The following is a 16,900-nucleotide window of genomic DNA, read 5'->3' as shown; positions in this document are numbered from 1 at the left end:
CGTGGTCACAGTAGTCGCGGGCGGCGGCGCCCGTCCGTGCCCCGCCCGGGGCTCAGCGGCCGCGCCGGACGATGGCCCGCAGCTTCGCCAGCCGCGCCGCGACGGGGCCCTCGGCGCCGCGGTTGGTCGGGCGGTAGTAGTCCCGGCCCACCAGCGCGTCGGGCGGGTACTGCTGCGGGACGATCCCGTCGGGCGCGTCGTGGGGGTAGCGGTAGCTCGCGCCGTGGCCGAGCTTCTTGGCGCCCGCGTAGTGGGCGTCGCGCAGCCCCGGCGGTACCGGACCGGCCAGCCCGGCGCGGACGTCGGCCGTGGACTCGCTGATGGCGACGGTGAGCGCGTTCGACTTCGGCGCGGTGGCCAGGTGGGCGACGGCCTGCGCGAGGGCGAAGTGGCCCTCGGGCATGCCGATGAAGGAGACCGCCTCGGCGGCGGCGACCGCGGTGAGCAGCGCCGTGGGGTCGGCCATGCCGATGTCCTCGCTGGCGGAGATGACCAGCCGGCGGGCGATGAAGCGGGGGTCCTCCCCGGCCTCGACCATCCGGGCCAGGTAGTGCATGGCGGCGTCGACGTCGCTGCCGCGGATGGACTTGATCAGCGCGCTGGCGACGTCGTAGTGCTGGTCGCCCTGCCGGTCGTAGCGGACCGCGGCCTGCGCGACAGCCGTCTCCAGCGTCGCGAGGTCGAGCACGTCGCTGCCGGCGGCCGCGGCGGCGCCGGCGCCGGACTCCAGCGCGGTCAGCGCCTTGCGGGCGTCGCCACCGGCGACGCGGAGCAGGTGCTCCTCGGCCTCCTCGGTCAGGGTGACCGCGCCGTCGAGCCCGCGGTCGCTGGTGAGCGCGCGGCGCAGCACCGTGCGGACGTCGTCGTCGGACAGCGGCTGCAGGGCGAGGACCAGCGAGCGGGACAGCAGGGGGCTGACGACGGAGAAGAACGGGTTCTCGGTGGTCGCGGCGACGAGGCTGACGATCCGGTCCTCGACCGCGGACAGCAGGCTGTCCTGCTGGGTCTTGGAGAAGCGGTGCACCTCGTCGATGAACAGCACCGTGCGCCGGCCGGCGTAGGTGAGCTCGCGCTTGGCGCCCGCGATGACCGCGCGGACCTCCTTGACCCCGGCGTCCAGGGCCGACAGCTGGACGAACTGGCGCTTGGTGGCCAGGGAGATGACGTGCGCCAGGGTGGTCTTGCCCGTGCCGGGCGGCCCGTAGAGCACCAGGGACATCGGCTCGTCGCCCTCGACCAGCCGGCGCAGCGGGGCCCGCGGGCCGAGCAGGTGCTGCTGGCCGACGACCTCGTCCAGCGAGCGCGGCCGCATCCGGACGGCCAGCGGGGCGCCGGGGTCGACGACGGGGGCGCCGTCCGCCGGCTCGTCGAACAGCGAACTCACGGCGTCCTCGGTTCGCTCCCGCGGGCCGCTCCGCTCCTCGGTCGCCGGCGCTCCCTGCGATGCTCACGCCCCTGTCCGCTCACGCTTGCGAACGCTACCCGCGGGGCACGACACCCCCGTGCAGCAGCGACGCATCGGGAACGTGACCGTCAGCGCCATCGGGCTGGGTGCCATGCCCCTGTCCACCAAGGAGCGACGGCCGTCGCACGACGACGCCGTCGCCACGATCCACGCCGCGCTGGACGCCGGCGTGACCCTGATCGACACCGCGGACGCCTACGCGCGCGACGAGGCGGAGTTCGGCCACAACGAGTCGCTGGTCGCCGACGCGCTGGCGTCCTACGGGGCGGACACGTCGTCGGTCCTGGTGGCGACCAAGGGCGGCCACACCCGGCGCGGGTCGGACTGGGAGCTCGACGGGACCCCGGCGTACCTGCGCACGGCCTGCGAGGCGTCCCTGCGCCGCCTCGGGGTCGAGGCGATCGGGCTGTACCAGTACCACCGCCCCGACCCCGACACGCCCTGGGAGGAGACGATGGGGGCGCTGCGCCAGCTGGCCGACGACGGGCTGGTGCGGATGGTGGGCGTCTCCAACGCCGACATCGCGCAGATCGACGTCGCCCGCTCCGTCGTCGGGCCGGCCCTGGTCAGCGTGCAGAACCAGTTCTCCCCCGGCTGGCGGCACTCCGCCGACGAGCTCGCGCACTGCGCGGCCCACGGGCTGGCCTTCCTGCCGTGGAGCCCCTTCGGCGGGGTGTCGGCGGCCGGCTCCCTCGACGCGACCGCACCGGCGTTCGCCGAGCTCGCCGCGGAGCTGGGCGTCTCGGTGTACCGGGTGGCCCTCGCCTGGCACCTGGCCCGGTCGGACGCGGTGATCCCGATCCCCGGCGCGTCACGGGCGGCGTCCATCGTCGACTCCGCGGCCGCCGCCGACCTCCGGCTGACCCCCGAGCAGCTCGCCCGCCTGGACGCCTGACGCCGGCCCGACCGACCACCGCTGCGCCCGCTCGCCCCACACTGCTCACCTCGCGACCGGACGCCACCGGACGCCCGGATCCGGGTCAGCGGCCGAGGACCTCCCGCAGGGCCGCCAGGACGAGGGCGACGGTGTCCGGGCGGGCGTTGTGGCCCATGAGGCCGATCCGCCAGACCGTCGCCGCGTACGCCCCGACGCCGCCCCCGATCTCGAGGTCGTAGCGCTCGAGCAGCTCCTTGCGCACCGCGGCGGAGTCCACCCCCTCGGGCACCCGCACCGTGGTGAGCTCCGGGAGCCGGTACCCCTCGGCGGCGAACAGCTCCAGGCCCAGCTCCTGCAGGCCCGCGTGCAGCAGCCGGCCGGCCTCGGCGTGCCGGGCGTGGACGGCGTCCAGCCCCTCCTCCAGGAGACGACCGAGCCCGGCGTGCAGCGACACGACCATGCCGGTGGGCGCCGTGTGGTGGTAGGTACGGCCACCGGAGCCGGCGGCCTCCCCCGCGTAGCCGCCCAGCATGCCGAGGTCGAGGTACCAGCTGCGCGGCTTCTCGATGCGCCGCTCCCAGGCCCGGTCGTTGATGGTGAACGGGGCCAGCCCCGGCGCCACGCCGAGGCACTTCTGCGAGCCCGAGTAGGCGAGGTCGACGCCCCACTCGTCCAGCTGCACCGGGATGCCGCCCAGCGAGGTGACGCAGTCGGCCAGCAGCAGCGCGTCGCCCTTGTCGGCGGCCAGCGGGGCCAGGTCGGAACGCACGCCGGTGGAGGTCTCCGCGTGGACGGCGGCGATCAGCTTCGGCGCCGGGTGCGCGGCCAGCACCCGGTCGACGTCGACCGGCTGCCCCCACTCGTGGTCGACCCGCACGACCTCGGCGCCGCACCGCGAGGCGACGTCGACCATGCGCTCGCCGAACAGGCCGTTGACCGCCACGACGACGACGTCGCCCGGGCCCACGGTGTTGACGAACGCCGCCTCCATGCCCGCGGAACCGGTGGCCGACAGCGGCAGGGTCCGTCGGTTCGCCGTCCCGAAGACCTGCCGGAGCCGGTCGGAGGTCTCGTCGAGGATGCCGAGGAAGACCGGGTCGAGGTGGCCCAGCAGCGGCCGGCCGAGGGCGACCGTCGCCTCCGGGTAGGGGTTGGAGGGACCGGGACCGAGCAGGGTGCGGGCACGCAACGGCATGCCCGCAACCTACCGGCGCAGGGTGACCTGCGTTACGGCCGGATCGTGACGCCGGTCGAGGTCGGCCCCGGGGCGCCCGGCTCGCCGGGCAGCGCCGGCTCCTCCGGCTCCGCGTCGATGCCGGCCTCCTTGCGCTGCGCGTCGGTGATGGGCGTCGGCGCCCCGGTGAGCGGGTCGAAACCGGCTCCGGTCTTGGGGAAGGCGATGACCTCGCGGATGGAGTCGACGCCGGCCAGCAGGGCGGTCAGCCGGTCCCAGCCGAGGGCGGCGCCGGCGTGCGGCGGCGGGCCGTAGGCGAAGGCCTCGAGGAAGAACCCGAACCGCTCGCGGGCCTCCTCCCGGGACATGCCGAGGGTCTCGAACACCCGCTCCTGCAGCTCGGCGTCGTGGATACGCACCGATCCGCTGGCCAGCTCGTTGCCGTTGACCACCAGGTCGTAGGCGTCGGACAGGGCGTTGGCCTTGTCCTCGGCGAACCGCTCCCGCCACTCCGGCGTGGGTGAGGTGAACGGGTGGTGCATGAACGTCCACTCGCCGTCCTCGGTCTCCTCGAACATCGGGAAGTCGACGACGAACAGGAACGACCAGGTGCCCGGCTCGACCAGCTCCAGCCGGCGGGCGATCTCGTTGCGGGCCGCGCCCAGCAGCTCCTGGGAGGACCGGCGGGCACCGGCGGCGAAGAAGACGCAGTCCCCGGGCTGCGCCCCGACGGCGGCCACCAGGCCCTCACGCTCGGCCTCGGAGATGTTCTTGGCCACCGGGCCGCCGAGGGTGCCGTCCTCGGCGATGGTCACGTAGGCTAGGCCGCGGGCGCCGCGGGACCTGGCCCAGTCCTGCCACGCGTCGAAGGCCCGCCGCGGCTGGGACCCGCCGCCGGGCATGACGACCGCGCCGACGTAGGGGGCCTGGAAGACCCGGAAGGGCGTGGCGGCGAAGTAGGACGTCAGCTCGGTCAGCTCGACGCCGAACCGCAGGTCGGGCTTGTCGGAGCCGAACCGGTCCATCGCCTCGCGGTAGCTCATCCGCGGGATCTCCGGCACCTCGTAGGAGGCCAGCTCCCGCCACAGCTCCCGGACGACGTCCTCGGCCACGGCCAGGACGTCGTCGCGCTCGACGAAGCTCATCTCGAAGTCCAGCTGGGTGAACTCCGGCTGCCGGTCGGCGCGGAAGTCCTCGTCCCGGAAGCAGCGGGCGATCTGGTAGTAGCGCTCGAGGCCACCGATCATCAGCAGCTGCTTGAACAGCTGCGGCGACTGCGGCAGCGCGTACCACTTGCCCGGCTGCAGGCGGACGGGGACGACGAAGTCGCGGGCCCCCTCCGGGGTGGAGCGGGTGAGGGTCGGCGTCTCGACCTCGACGAAGCCGTGCCCGGCCATGACGCCGCGGGCGATCCGGTTGATCTCGCTGCGCAGCCGGATCGTCCGCGCCGGGCCCTGCCGCCGCAGGTCCAGGTAGCGGTAGCGGTAGCGGACGTCGTCCGACGCCGCCTGGTCGGTCTCGATCGGGAAGGGCAGCGGCGCCGCGGCCGACAGCACCCGCAGCTCCGCGGCGGCCACCTCGATCTCGCCGGTGGGCAGCTCGGGGTTCTCGTTGCCCTCCGGCCGCCGGCGCACCTCCCCGGTGACCAGCACGCAGAACTCGTTGCGGAGGGCGTGCGCCTCCTCCTCGCGGACGACGACCTGCACGTAGCCGGAGGCGTCCCGCAGGTCGACGAAGACGACCCCGCCGTGGTCGCGGCGGCGGGCGACCCAGCCGGCGAGGGTGACGGTGGATCCGGCGTCGGACGCGCGCAGCGTGCCGGCGTCGTGGGTGCGGAGCACGAGTGGGTTGCCTCTCGGGGTGGTGGGTGGGAGGGGACGGAGCAGAGGAGTCACCAGCGGTCGTGGACGTGGGCGCGGATGCGCTCGTCGTAGAGCCGCTCGAGGTCGGACAGCTGCGTGTCGGTCAGCGGCGGCAGGGCGGCGGCCGCGGCGTTGCCGCGGGCCTGCGCGACGGTGCGGGCACCGGGGATGACGGTGGTGACGCCGGGCTGCTGGATGACCCAGCGCAGGGCGACGGCGCTCGGCGCGGCGTCCCCGGCGATCTCGACGAACTCGCGGGCGGCGGCGACGCCGACCTCGTAGGGCACCCCGGCGAAGGTCTCCCCCACGTCGAACGCCTCACCGTGCCGGTTGAAGTTCCGGTGGTCGTCGGGTGCGAACGTCGTCGACTCGGTGAACCGGCCGGTCAGCAGCCCGCTGGCCAGGGGCACCCGCGCGAGGACGCCGACGCCGGCCTCGGCCGCGGCCGGCAACAGCTCCTCCAGCGGCTTGCGCCGGAAGACGTTGAGGATCACCTGGACGGTCTGCACGCCGGGGTGCTCCAGGGCGGTCAGCGCCTCGGCGACGGTCTCGACCGAGACGCCGTAGGCGGCGATGGAGCCGTCGGCCACGAACCCGTCGAGGGTGTCGTAGACCCGCTGGTCGGTGTAGACCGCCGGCGGCGGGCAGTGCAGCTGCACCAGGTCGAGGGTCTCCACGCCGAGGTTGCGGCGGGACCGGTCGACCCAGGCGCGCAGGTGCTCGGGCGTGTACTGGGCGGCCTCGAACGGGTCGGCGCGGCGGCCGGCCTTGGTGGCGACGAACGGCCGGTCCGGGCGGGCCACCAGCGCCCTGCGGATCCGCTGCTCGGAGCGGCCGTCGCCGTAGACGTCGGCGGTGTCCAGCAGCGTGACGCCGGCGTCGAGCGCGGCGTCGAGGACGTCGGCGGCGGTGTCGTCGTCGACGTCCCCCCAGTCCCCGCCGAGCTGCCATGTGCCCAGTCCGACGACGCTGACGTCGGCCCCCGTCCGGCCCAGCGGCCGCTGCTCCATGCTCACTCCCCCACCGTCGCACGCCTGAGCGCATCGAACAGGTCGGCCACCGGCACGGCGGTCTGCTCCCCGGTGCGCAGGTCCTTGAGCTGGCCGACGCCCTCGGCGAGGTCCCGCTCCCCGATGACGACCGCGTGGGAGGCGCCCGACCGGTCGGCGGCCTTCATCGCCCCCTTGAGCCCGCGGTCGCCGTAGACGGTGTCCGCGGAGACGCCCGCGCCCCGCAGCTGCCCGACGAGCCGGACCGCCAGCCGCTTGGCCTCCGCGCCGAGGGGGACGACGAAGGCCTGCACCCCCGCGACCGCGCCGACGTCGAGCCCCTCGGCCTGGACCGCCAGCAGGGTCCGGTCCACGCCGACCGCGTAGCCGATGCCCGAGACGTCCGGTCCGCCCAGCGCCGCCGACAGCCCGTCGTAGCGGCCGCCGCCCCCGATCGCCGACTGCGCGCCGAGGCCGTTGTGCACGAACTCGAAGGTCGTCTTCGTGTAGTAGTCCAGCCCGCGCACCAGCCTCGGCGCCTCGGTCCAGGTGACGCCGAGGTCGGTGAGGTGCTGGCGGACGGCGTCGTAGTGGGCCCGGGTGGAGTCCGACAGGTGGTCGACCATCAGCGGGGCGTCGTCGAGCTGCGCCTGCACCTCGGGCCGCTTGTCGTCGAGCACCCGCAGCGGGTTGATCTCCGCCCGCCGCCGGGTCTCCTCGTCCAGGTCCAGCTTGGCCAGGTGGGCGACCAGCAGCTCGCGGTACTGCGGCCGGCAGGTGGCGTCGCCCAGCGAGGTGAGCAGCAGCTCGAAGTCGGTGAGGCCCAGGTCGTGGAAGCCCTGCACGCCCAGCGCCACCACCTCGGCGTCCAGCGCCGGGTCGTCGATGCCGAGGGCCTCCATGTCCACCTGGGTGAAGTGCCGGTAGCGGCCGGCCTGCGGGCGCTCGTAGCGGAACGCGGAGCCGACGGTCCACAGCTTCACCGGCAGCGCGCCGGTGTGCAGCCGGTGCTCGATGAACGCCCGCATCAGCCCGGCGGTGAGCTCCGGGCGCAGCGTGAGGGAGCGGCCGCCGCGGTCCTCGAAGGTGTACATCTCCTTCGTCACGACGTCGGTGGACTCGCCCACCCCGCGGGAGAAGACGGCGGTCTCCTCGAACACCGGCGTCTCCACGTAGCCGTACCCGGCCCGGCGCAGCGGTGCGGTGAGGGTGTCGCGCACGGCGAGGAAGCGCGCCGACTCCGGCGGCAGGGTGTCGAAGGTCCCCTTGGGCGCGGTCAACCCGCTCACAGGCCCCGCCCCTTCGGCGCCGGGCCCACACCCGCGGCGGCCTCCGCCAGGTACGGGTTGGTCGCCCGCTCCCGGCCGATCGTCGTCGCCGGGCCGTGGCCGGGCAGCACCACCGTCTCGTCGTCCAGCGGCAGGACGACGTCACGCAGGGAGCCCAGCATCGCCTCCCACGACCCGCCGGGCAGGTCGACCCGGCCCACCGAACCGGCGAACAGCACGTCACCGGCCAGCAGCCCCGGGGCCTCCCCCAGGTCGAGGGAGAACACCACCGACCCGCGGGTGTGCCCGGGTGCGTGCCGGACGGTCAGCTCCACCCCGGCCAGGGACAGCACGGCGCCGTCGTCCAGGGGCAGCACGTCGGCGGGGTCGGGCAGCCGGACGCCGCTGACCAGCGGGGCCAGCTGCGGCCCGTGCCAGGCCGCCGGGTCGGCGAGCATGCCGGAGTCCTGCGGGTGCAGGTAGGCCGGGATGTCGTAGCCGTCGCAGACCGGCAGCACGGAGAACGTGTGGTCGAGGTGGCCGTGGGTGAGGACGACGGCGACCGGCCTGAGGCCGTCGTCGGCCAGCATGCGGGCCAGGGGCTCGACGGCGTCCATGCCGGGGTCGACGACGACGCACTCCTGCCGGGGCCCGGAGGCGACCGCGTAGCAGTTGGTGCCGAACGCGCCGGCCGGGAACGAGCGGATGAGCACCCGTGCAGGTTACGCGGGGCCCGCGCGCCGCTCCGGGGCTTCCCGCTGCCGGGGATCGGTCGGGACCGCCGCCTAGACTCGCGGGTCGACCAGCGGTGCGTGGGCGCGCGCCGGCCGTGCCCCCGCGCCCCGCCGCAGCCCCCGTCCGTCCGAGGAGTACCACCCGTGCCGAGCAACAAGCAGCGGCGGCAGGCCGCCCAGCGGCGTCTGCAGCGTCAACTCGAGCGTCGCGCCGAGCTGGCCCGCAGGCGCCGCCGCAATCTGCTGGTCGGGGTGACCACGGTCGCCGTGCTGCTGGTGCTCGGCGCCGTCTGGCTGATCACCGGCACCGGTGGGGACGACACCGACGACGCCGCCGCCGGCCCGACGTCGGCGGCCCCCACCAGCAGCTCCGCGGCCGCCACCACCAACGCCGACGGCACCGTGAGCTGCACCTACTCCCCCGACGACTCGGGCAACACGAACCTCGTCGACGTGGGCACCCCGCCCGACCCCGAGGCGACCCCGACCCAGGGCACGGGCACGCTCCTGATGAGCACCTCGCAGGGCGACATCACGCTCACCCTCGACCGGGCGAAGGCACCCTGCGCCGCCGCGAGCTTCACCCACCTCGCCCAGCAGCAGTTCTTCGACGGCAGCCCGTGCCACCGCATGGTCAACGGCGAGGCCTTCGGCGTCCTGCAGTGCGGCGACCCGAGCGGCACCGGCCAGGGCGGCCCGACCTACAAGTACGCCGAGGAGGTCACGCCGGAGACGACCTACCCGCGCGGCACGATCGCCATGGCCAACAGCGGGGCGCCGGGGTCGACCGGCAGCCAGTTCTTCCTCGTCTTCACCGACTCCCAGCTCTCCCCGGACTACACCGTCGTGGGCACCGTCGACGAGGCCGGCCTGGCGGTCCTCGACCAGATCGCGGCCGCCGGCAACGACGGCTCGATGGAGCCCAGCCCCGGCGGCGGCGCGCCGAACGTCCCGGTGACCATCGAGTCGATGACCGTGGTCGCGTGACCGCTCGGCTGCGCGCCGTGGGCGGGCTCGCCGCGGCGCTGCTCGCCCTGGCCGCGTGCTCGGGCGACGACTCCGGCGCCGCGTCGCCGGACGGGTCGGCCTCCGGGAGCGGCTCCGGCGGGGCCTCGAGCGGGTCGGGGACGACGACCTGCGAGTGGGGCGCCGGCTCGACGGCCAACCCGTACCTGATCGAGGTCGACACCCCGCCCGAGGAGGTCCCGGCCGAGGGCACCACCGACCTGGTCATGACCACCGACCTCGGCCGGCTGACCCTCACCCTCGACCGGGAGGCCACGCCCTGCGCGGCGGCCAGCCTGGCGCACCTGGCCGAGGCCGGGTACTTCGACGACTCCTCCTGCCACCGGCAGGTCGACAGCCCCGGCCTGCAGGTGCTGCAGTGCGGTGACCCCACCGGCACCGGTGCTGGCGGCCCCACGTACACCTCCCCCACCGAGGTCACCGGCGAGGAGACCTACCCGCGGGGCACGGTCGCGATGGCCAACAGCGGGCAGGGCGTCGACGGCAGCCAGTTCTTCCTCGTGTGGGGCGACAGCCAGCTCCCGCCGGACTACACCGTCGTGGGCACCGTGGACGACGCCGGCCTCGCGGTCCTCGACGTCGTCGCGGCCAACGGCAACGACGGCTCGCTGGAGCCCAGCCCCGGCGGCGGCGCCCCCAACGTGCCGGTCACCATCGAGTCCATGACCGTGGCGTGAGCGGCCGCCGCGCGCCGCTCGCCGTGCTCGCCACGGCCCTGCTGTCCGGCTGCACCGGCACCGTCGCGGGCTCGGCCTCCCCCGCCCCCGAGCCGGTCACCCTGGACGGCACCCGGGTCGCCGACTACGCGGCCGGCCAGCCGCACGTGACCGGGCAGTTCGACTACGCGCAGACCCCGCCGGTCGGCGGCCCGCACGCCCCGGCGTGGGCCGACTGCACGGGCAGCGTCTACGCCGCGGCCATCCCGGCGGAGCACGCCGTGCACGCCCTGGAGCACGGCGCGGTCTGGATCACCTACGACCCGTCGCTGGCCGGCGACGACGACGTCTCCACCCTCACCGCGCTGGTCCGGGGCACCCACGGGTTGATGCTGTCGCCGTACCCCGACCTCGGGACGACGGTGTCGCTGCAGGCCTGGAACCACGCCCTGCGCCTGGACAGCGTCGCCGACCCGCGCCTCGCGCAGTTCGCCGCGCTGCTCGCGGGCAACCCGGAGACGACGCCGGAGCCCGGCGCGCCGTGCGAGAACCCCGCCTTCCTCGCCGAGTCCGGCACCGCCTGAGGGCAGGGTGGCACCGCCCACCCGGGTCCCTGCCTCAGCGTGCGAACGGTGGGAGGACGGGGTCCTCTAGGCGGTGACCCGCTCGACGTCGAAGACGCCGTCGACGTTGCGCACCGTCTGGAGCACCGCGCCCAGGTGCGCGGGGTCGGCCAGCTCGAAGGTGAAGCGGCTGACCGCCACCCGGTCACGGCTGGTCTGCACCGACGCCGAGAGGATGTTGACCCGCTCGTCGGCCAGCGCCTTGGTCACGTCCGACAGCAGCCGGTGCCGGTCGAGGGCCTCGACCTGGATGGCGACGAGGAAGACCGAGCCCGGCTGGCTGGTCCACTCGACCTCGACCAGACGTTCAGGCTTGCGCTTGAGGTCCTCGGCGTTGGTGCAGTCGGTGCGGTGCACGCTGACGCCGCCGCCGCGGGTGACGAAGCCCAGGACGTCGTCCCCCGGGACCGGGGTGCAGCACTTGGCGAGCTTGGCCCAGACGTCGGTCATCCCGTGGACGACGATGCCCGGGTCGCCGCCGGCCGGGCGCCGGTGCACCGGCCGCCGGGTCGGGATGGCGGTCTCGGCGATGTCCTCGACCGCGCCCTCGGTGCCGCCCAGAGCGGTGATCAGCTTCTCGACCACCGAGGCGGCCGAGATCTGGTTCTCCCCCACCGCGGCGTACAGCGCGGTGACGTCGGCGTAGCGGAGGTCCTTGGCGAGCGTGGACAGCGCCTCGCCGCCGAGCAGCCGCTGCAGCGGGAGCCCCGCCTTGCGCATCGCCCGGGTCAGCGCCTCCTTGCCGGCCTCGACGGCGTCCTCGCGGCGCTCCTTGGTGAACCACTGCCGGATCTTGGTGCGCGCGCGGGAGGAGCCCACGAAGGACAGCCAGTCCTTCGACGGGCCGGCCGTCGGTGACTTGGAGGTGAAGATCTCGACGACGTCGCCGTTGGTCAGCTTGCTGTCCAGCGACACCAGCGCGCCGTTGACCCGGGCGCCGATGCAGCGGTGGCCGACCTCGGTGTGCACCGCGTAGGCGAAGTCCACCGGGGTGGAGTCGCCGGGCAGGCTGACCACGTCACCCTTGGGCGTGAAGACGAAGACCTCCTGCGGACCGAGGTCGTAGCGCAGCGTCTCCAGGAACTCGCCGGGCTCCTGCGCCTCCCGCTGCCAGTCCAGCAGCTGGCGCAGCCACAGCATGTCGTCGGGCGACCCGGCCTTGCCGGCACCGAGCTCGCCGGGCACCGGCCGGCCACCGGCCCGCGCCTTCTCCTTGTACTTCCAGTGCGCGGCGATGCCGTACTCGGCGGTGCGGTGCATGTCGTGCGTGCGGATCTGCAGCTCGACCGGCTTGCCCTGCGGTCCGATCACCGTCGTGTGCAGCGACTGGTACATGTTGAACTTCGGCATCGCGATGAAGTCCTTGAACCGGCCCGGCACCGGCTGCCAGTGCGCGTGCATGATGCCCAGCGCGGCGTAGCAGTCGCGGACCGAGTCGACCAGGATGCGGATGCCCACGAGGTCCCAGATGTCGGCGAAGTCGCGGCCGCGCACGATCATCTTCTGGTAGATCGAGTAGTAGTGCTTGGGCCGGCCGGTGACCACCGCCTCGATCTTCGCGGCCTTGAGCTGCTCGGTGACCGCTGAGGTGACCTCGGCGAGGTAGGTGTCCCGCGACGGCGCGCGCTCGGCCACCAGGCGCACGATCTCGTCGTAGCGCTTGGGGTACAGCGTGGCGAACGCGAGGTCCTCGAGCTCCCACTTGATGGTGTTCATGCCCAGCCGGTGGGCCAGCGGGGCGAGGATCTCCAGCGTCTCGCGCGCCTTCTTCTCCTGCTTCTCCGGCGGGAGGAAGCGCAGCGTGCGCATGTTGTGCAGCCGGTCGGCCAGCTTGATCACCAGCACCCGCGGGTCGCGGGCCATCGCGACGATCATCTTGCGGATCGTCTCGGCCTGGGCGGCGTCGCCCAGCTTCACGCGGTCGATCTTGGTGACGCCGTCGACCAGGTGGGCGACCTCCGGGCCGAACGCCTCGGTGATGGACTCCACCGTCTGGCCGGTGTCCTCGACCGTGTCGTGCAGCAGCGCCGCCACGAGCGTGGTGGTGTCCATGCCCAGCCCCGCCAGCACCGTGGCGACGGCGAGCGGGTGGGTGATGTACGGGTCGCCGCTCTTGCGCTTCTGCGTCGCGTGCGCGGACTCGGCCACGTCGTAGGCGCGCTGCAGCAGCGCGAGGTCGGCCTTCGGGTGGCTCTGCCGGTGGAGCGCGGCCAGGGGCTCCAGGACGGGCCGGACCACGCCGCTGCGCTGACCGGCCACGATCCGGCGGGCCAGCCGGTCCCGGACCCGCCGCTTGGGTACGCCGGGTGACTCGCCGTCGCCCGGGGGCTCGGACCCCACGTCGTCGGGACGGCGCACGGCCGGGCGGCTGGGCAGCGGCGGCCGCTGACCGGGGCCCGGTGGGGACTCGGTGCCCGTGCCCGCCGGGAGCGCCGGGGCGTCAGCCCGCGGACCAGCCACGTTGGTGGCGGCGTCGGGGCCCATGGCGACTCCTGCAGGCCGTAGGAGGGACGACCCTCACCATGCTAGTCGGACGGCGTGTCGCCGGGCCCCCGACGGTCGGCGCTCTCCCGCTCAGGTGGTCCAGAGCGCGTGCACGGCGTGCGGTGCCAGCCGCTGGCGTCCGCCCAGCGCGGCCAGCTCCACGACCACCGAGATGGCCGTCACCACACCGCCGAGCTGCTCGACCAGGGCGACGGCCGCGCCGAGGGTGCCGCCGGTGGCGAGCACGTCGTCGACGATCAGCACCCGCTGGCCGGGACGGATGGAGTCGGCGTGCAGCTCCAGCGTCGCCGTGCCGTACTCCAGCGTGTAGTCGGCCGCGATGCGCTCGCGCGGCAGCTTGCCGGCCTTGCGGACCGGGACCACGCCGACGCCGGCGTCCAGGGCGACGGCGGCGGCCAGCAGGAAGCCGCGGGCCTCCACGCCGACGACGACGTCGAAGGCGGGCCCGTCCGCCGGGTCCCCGAGCGCGGCGGCGCGGGGGTCGGCCAGCTGCGGCGTGGCGAGCGCGTCCACCATCCGGCGGAAGGCGGGACCGTCGGCGAACACCGGCGTGAGATCGCGGAAGACCACCCCCGGCTCGGGGTGGTCCGGGACGTCCACGGTGAGCCCGGCGATCAGCTCGTCGAGCGGCACCGCGGCGGCCTCGTCGACCGGTCCGGCGCTCACCGGCGCTTCTTCCCCCCGGCCGGACGGCCCGGGCGCTGCGGCCGGGCACCAGGCCGGGGCGCGGCCGTCGCACCGGAGCGCGGCTCGGGGCGCACGGACGCGGGCGACTCGACCACGACGTCGGCCTGCGCCGGCCCGAGGTCGTCCTCGCGCTCGGCGAGGGCCACCCCGCCGGACCGGCGGGCCGTGCCGGCGCGGCGGGCGCTGGCCACCGGCGCTGCACCCGGCACCGGGCGGGGACCCGCATCGCGCGACTGCGACGACCGCCGGGCCTGCACCCGCTTGCGCAGCGCCTGGATCTCCGGCTCCCGGGCCTTGAGGTCGGCCACGATCGGCGTCGCCAGGAAGATCGAGGAGTAGGTGCCGGCGGCCAGGCCGACGAAGAGCACCAGCGCCAGGTCCTTGAGCGTGCCGACGCCGAGCAGCCCGGCGCCGACGAACAGCAGGCCGGCCACCGGCAGCAGCGCGATCACCGAGGTGTTGATCGACCGCATGAGGGTCTGGTTGACCGCCAGGTTGGCCGCCTCGCCCCACGTCATCCGCGCGCTGCGGGCGACGTCCTTGGTGTTCTCGTCGACCTTGTCGAAGACGACGACGGTGTCGTAGAGGGAGAACCCGAGGATGGTGAGGAAGCCGATGACCGTCGACGGCGTCACCTCGAAGCCGATGAGCGCGTAGACGCCCGCGGTCAGGACGATGTCGTGCACCAGGGCGGCCATGGCGCCGATCGCCATCTTGGGCTGGAAGCGGACCGCGAGGAACAGCGTGACGGCGACGAGGAACACGACCAGGGCGAAGACGGCCTGGTCGGTGATGTCCCTGCCCCACTCGGCGCTGACCGACTCCGGGCTCACCTGCCCCGGCTCGATGCCGGCCGCGTCGGCCACCGCCGCGACGACGGCCCGCTCGCCGTCGTTGTCCAGCGCGCCGGTGCGCAGCAGCACCGTGTTGCCGCCGACCACCTGGGCACTGGCGACGTCGGCGCCGGCGTCCTCCGCTGCCTCGCGGACCTCCGCGAGCTGCTGCTCGGTGCCCGGCAGCCGGAAGCTGTTGCCCCCGGCGAAGTCGATGCCGAAGTTGAAGCCGCGGAAGACGATCGCGAGCAGGCACAGCAGCACGACCACGGCGGTGATCCGGTAGATCAGCCGGCTGCGGCCCACGACGTCGAGCCCCGCCTCCCCGTTGTAGAGGCGGTGGGCCAGCGACGCGCGCCGGGCGGGACGGCGGGTGCCGTGCTCGCCCTCGCGCGGCAGGCCGGCCTCGTCGAGGGCGGCGTCGTCCGCGGCCGCTGCGGCGTCGTCCGCCACCCGGGAGGTGTCCTGCGCCTCGTCGGCGTCGGTGCCCACCGGCAGCTCGTCGTCCACGGGACGGCCGTCGCGGCCGGTCATGAGTCGCTCCTGTCCTGCGCGGTGGCGCGCGCCCCGCTGGTGGCGCCGACCAGCTGCCGGTCGGCGACGGGCCGGCGCCCGGCCGGTCGCCCGGGTCGGTCGAGGTTGCTGCCCAGGCCCGAGAAGCGGCTGGTGCCGAAGCCCTTGAAGCGGGCGAGCACCGCCATCAACGGGTGGGTGAAGAGGAAGACGACGACGAGGTCGAGCACCGTGGACATGCCCAGGGTGAACGCGAAGCCCTTCACGTCGCCGATCGCCAGCACGTAGAGGATCGCCGCGGCCAGGAAGCTGACCGCGTCGGCCGACAGGATCGTCCGGCGGGCCCGCACCCAGGCACGGGGCACCGCCGAGCGCAGGGTGCGGCCGTCCCGGATCTCGTCCTTGAGGCGTTCGAAGTAGACGACGAACGAGTCCGCCGTGATGCCGATCGACACGATGAACCCGGCGATGCCGGCGAGGCTCAGCGTGAACCCGATCTGCCGGCCCAGCAGGACCAGCACGCCGTACACGACCACCGCCGACAGCACGAGGCTGGCGATCATGACCAGGCCCAGCAGGCGGTAGTAGGCCAGCGCGTAGACGAAGACCAGCGCGATGCCGATGGCGCCGGCGATGAGGCCGGCCCGCAGCTGCTCGGCACCCAGCTCGGTGGAGATCGACTGCGCGGTCGCCTGGTCGAAGGTCAGCGGCAGCGCGCCGTAGCGCAGCTGGTTGGCCAGCTGCTCGGCGCCGGCCTGGTCGAACTGGCCGGTGATCGTGGTCTGGCCGTTGATCGCGCCCTGGATGGTGGGAGCGGAGACGACCCGGCCGTCGAGGGTGAAGGCGACGTTCTTGCCGACGTTGGCCGCGGTGTACGTCGCCCAGGTCTCCTGGCCGGTCGCGTTGAAGTCCAGCAGCACGACCCACTCGCCGGTGGTCGCCTGGGTGCCCGCGCTGGCGTCGACGATGTCGGTGCCCTCGAGGATGGCCGGGCCCAGGACGTACTTGGTGGTGCCGTCCTCCGAGCAGGCGGCGACATGGTCCTCGGACCGGTCGACCGAGCCGGTCGGCTCGCCCTCGCAGGTCAGGGTGGCGTACGCCGCCTGCGCCTGCTCCAGGGTCACCGGGGGCGCGTCCGGGTCCAGCGCGGGGTCGTCCACGGCGTCGCCCGGGGCGGCGTCGGTCGGCGTGGCGGCGTCCGTGGGGGTCGCCGCGTCGGTGGGCTGGGCGGCGTCGGTGGGCTGGGCGGCGTCGGTGGGCTGCGCGGCGTCGGTGGGCTGCGCACCCTCCTCGGGCACGACGACGGGCTCCGGGCCGGCCAGGACGGGGCGGAACCGCAGCTGGGCGGTCTGGCCGAGTTCGCGGGCCTGGTCGCCGTCGTCGCCGGGGACGGAGATGACGATGTTCGCGTCGCCCTCGGTGACGACCTCGGCCTCGGCGACACCGAGGCCGTTGACCCGCTGCTCGATGATCTGGCGGGCCAGCTCGAGGTCCTCGGGGTCGGGCGCCTGGCCGTCGGGGGTCCGCGCGGTCAGCGTGACCGTCGTCCCGCCGCGCAGGTCCAGCCCGAGCTGGGGGGTGCGGGTGTCGCCGGTGAAGAAGACGAGGCCGTAGAGGACGGCCACGATCAGCAGGAAGGCGCCGAAGTAGTTCCGCGCGGGGAGCTGGCGTTGGGCCACGGGGCGCTC

General features: G+C 74.5%; 14 protein-coding genes. 4 read left to right on the top strand and 10 right to left on the bottom strand.

All coding sequences use genetic code 11. The features are described 5' to 3' along the window. Positions 1-52 precede the first annotated feature (52 nt). Entirely contained in the window at positions 53-1,384 is a 1,332-nt protein-coding gene (locus tag ACI78V_RS12010; RefSeq protein WP_456851129.1) for a replication-associated recombination protein A, read from the bottom strand. A 118-nt stretch (positions 1,385-1,502) separates the two neighbouring features. Here ACI78V_RS12010 and ACI78V_RS12005 point away from each other — a divergent pair, with 118 nt between their 5' ends. After that, positions 1,503-2,360 (top strand): aldo/keto reductase, encoded by an 858-nt coding sequence (locus ACI78V_RS12005; protein ID WP_456851128.1) that lies wholly within the window; start codon positions 1,503-1,505, stop codon positions 2,358-2,360. Positions 2,361-2,445: 85 nt separating this feature from the next. Here the strand turns inward: ACI78V_RS12005 and ACI78V_RS12000 are convergent, their stop codons facing one another. Genes ACI78V_RS12000 through ACI78V_RS11980 form a run of 5 tightly spaced genes read right to left on the bottom strand, consistent with a single transcriptional unit; the run spans position 2,446 to position 8,348 of the window. Continuing rightward, positions 2,446-3,537 carry a pyridoxal-phosphate-dependent aminotransferase family protein gene (locus ACI78V_RS12000; protein ID WP_456851127.1) on the bottom strand — a complete coding sequence of 364 codons (1,092 nt, stop codon included), beginning with the start codon at positions 3,535-3,537 and terminating at the stop codon, positions 2,446-2,448. 32 nt (positions 3,538-3,569) lie between these two features. Beyond that, positions 3,570-5,357, bottom strand: coding sequence for an aspartate--tRNA ligase (aspS, locus tag ACI78V_RS11995; protein WP_456851126.1), 1,788 nt, complete (start codon positions 5,355-5,357; stop codon positions 3,570-3,572). A 50-nt stretch (positions 5,358-5,407) separates the two neighbouring features. Further along, positions 5,408-6,388 (bottom strand): aldo/keto reductase, encoded by a 981-nt coding sequence (locus ACI78V_RS11990; RefSeq protein ID WP_456851159.1) that lies wholly within the window; start codon positions 6,386-6,388, stop codon positions 5,408-5,410. 2 nt (positions 6,389-6,390) lie between these two features. Beyond that, positions 6,391-7,656 carry a histidine--tRNA ligase gene (gene hisS / locus ACI78V_RS11985; protein WP_456851125.1) on the bottom strand — a complete coding sequence of 422 codons (1,266 nt, stop codon included), beginning with the start codon at positions 7,654-7,656 and terminating at the stop codon, positions 6,391-6,393. After that, positions 7,653-8,348 carry an MBL fold metallo-hydrolase gene (locus ACI78V_RS11980; RefSeq protein ID WP_456851124.1) on the bottom strand — a complete coding sequence of 232 codons (696 nt, stop codon included), beginning with the start codon at positions 8,346-8,348 and terminating at the stop codon, positions 7,653-7,655. Before ACI78V_RS11980 ends, hisS begins: the two co-directional genes overlap by 4 nt. A 165-nt stretch (positions 8,349-8,513) precedes the next feature. On the opposite strand from ACI78V_RS11980, the gene ACI78V_RS11975 reads away from it, so the two are divergent. The 3 genes from ACI78V_RS11975 to ACI78V_RS11965 are packed head-to-tail and all read left to right on the top strand — an operon-like array spanning position 8,514 to position 10,635. Then, positions 8,514-9,356 carry a peptidylprolyl isomerase gene (locus tag ACI78V_RS11975; protein WP_456851123.1) on the top strand — a complete coding sequence of 281 codons (843 nt, stop codon included), beginning with the start codon at positions 8,514-8,516 and terminating at the stop codon, positions 9,354-9,356. Next, positions 9,353-10,072: a peptidylprolyl isomerase gene (locus ACI78V_RS11970; protein WP_456851122.1), complete on the top strand. Its 720-nt coding sequence runs from the start codon at positions 9,353-9,355 to the stop codon at positions 10,070-10,072. The genes ACI78V_RS11975 and ACI78V_RS11970 overlap by 4 nt, the downstream gene beginning before the upstream one ends. Continuing rightward, positions 10,069-10,635: a DUF3105 domain-containing protein gene (locus tag ACI78V_RS11965; RefSeq protein ID WP_456851121.1), complete on the top strand. Its 567-nt coding sequence runs from the start codon at positions 10,069-10,071 to the stop codon at positions 10,633-10,635. Before ACI78V_RS11970 ends, ACI78V_RS11965 begins: the two co-directional genes overlap by 4 nt. Before the next feature lie 66 nt (positions 10,636-10,701). On the opposite strand, the gene ACI78V_RS11960 is transcribed toward ACI78V_RS11965, so the two are convergent. The 4 genes from ACI78V_RS11960 to secD form a co-directional block, all read right to left on the bottom strand. Next, positions 10,702-13,158 carry a RelA/SpoT family protein gene (locus ACI78V_RS11960; protein WP_456851120.1) on the bottom strand — a complete coding sequence of 819 codons (2,457 nt, stop codon included), beginning with the start codon at positions 13,156-13,158 and terminating at the stop codon, positions 10,702-10,704. A gap of 90 nt (positions 13,159-13,248) precedes the next feature. Further along, positions 13,249-13,845, bottom strand: a complete 597-nt coding sequence (locus ACI78V_RS11955; protein ID WP_456851119.1) for an adenine phosphoribosyltransferase — start codon at positions 13,843-13,845, stop codon at positions 13,249-13,251. Then, positions 13,842-15,233: a protein translocase subunit SecF gene (gene secF / locus ACI78V_RS11950; protein ID WP_456851118.1), complete on the bottom strand. Its 1,392-nt coding sequence runs from the start codon at positions 15,231-15,233 to the stop codon at positions 13,842-13,844. The genes ACI78V_RS11955 and secF overlap by 4 nt, the downstream gene beginning before the upstream one ends. Beyond that, on the bottom strand, positions 15,230-16,891 hold the full coding sequence (secD, locus tag ACI78V_RS11945) for a protein translocase subunit SecD (RefSeq protein WP_456851117.1): 1,662 nt from the start codon (positions 16,889-16,891) through the stop codon (positions 15,230-15,232). Before secD ends, secF begins: the two co-directional genes overlap by 4 nt. Between the last annotated feature and the right edge of the window lie 9 nt (positions 16,892-16,900).

This window comes from Geodermatophilus sp. SYSU D00742 (assembly GCF_054049935.1).
This window is presented reverse-complemented; position numbering and strand designations above follow the sequence as displayed.

Excerpts from the sequence above, each read along its gene's own strand:
- ACI78V_RS12000 (WP_456851127.1), bottom strand. The coding sequence starts at position 3,537 with ATGCCGTTGCGTGCCCGCACCCTGCTCGGTCCCGGTCCCTCCAACCCC.
- ACI78V_RS11990 (WP_456851159.1), bottom strand. The coding sequence starts at position 6,388 with ATGGAGCAGCGGCCGCTGGGCCGGACGGGGGCCGACGTCAGCGTCGTC.
- ACI78V_RS11960 (WP_456851120.1), bottom strand. The coding sequence starts at position 13,158 with ATGGGCCCCGACGCCGCCACCAACGTGGCTGGTCCGCGGGCTGACGCC.
- secF (WP_456851118.1), bottom strand. The coding sequence starts at position 15,233 with ATGACCGGCCGCGACGGCCGTCCCGTGGACGACGAGCTGCCGGTGGGC.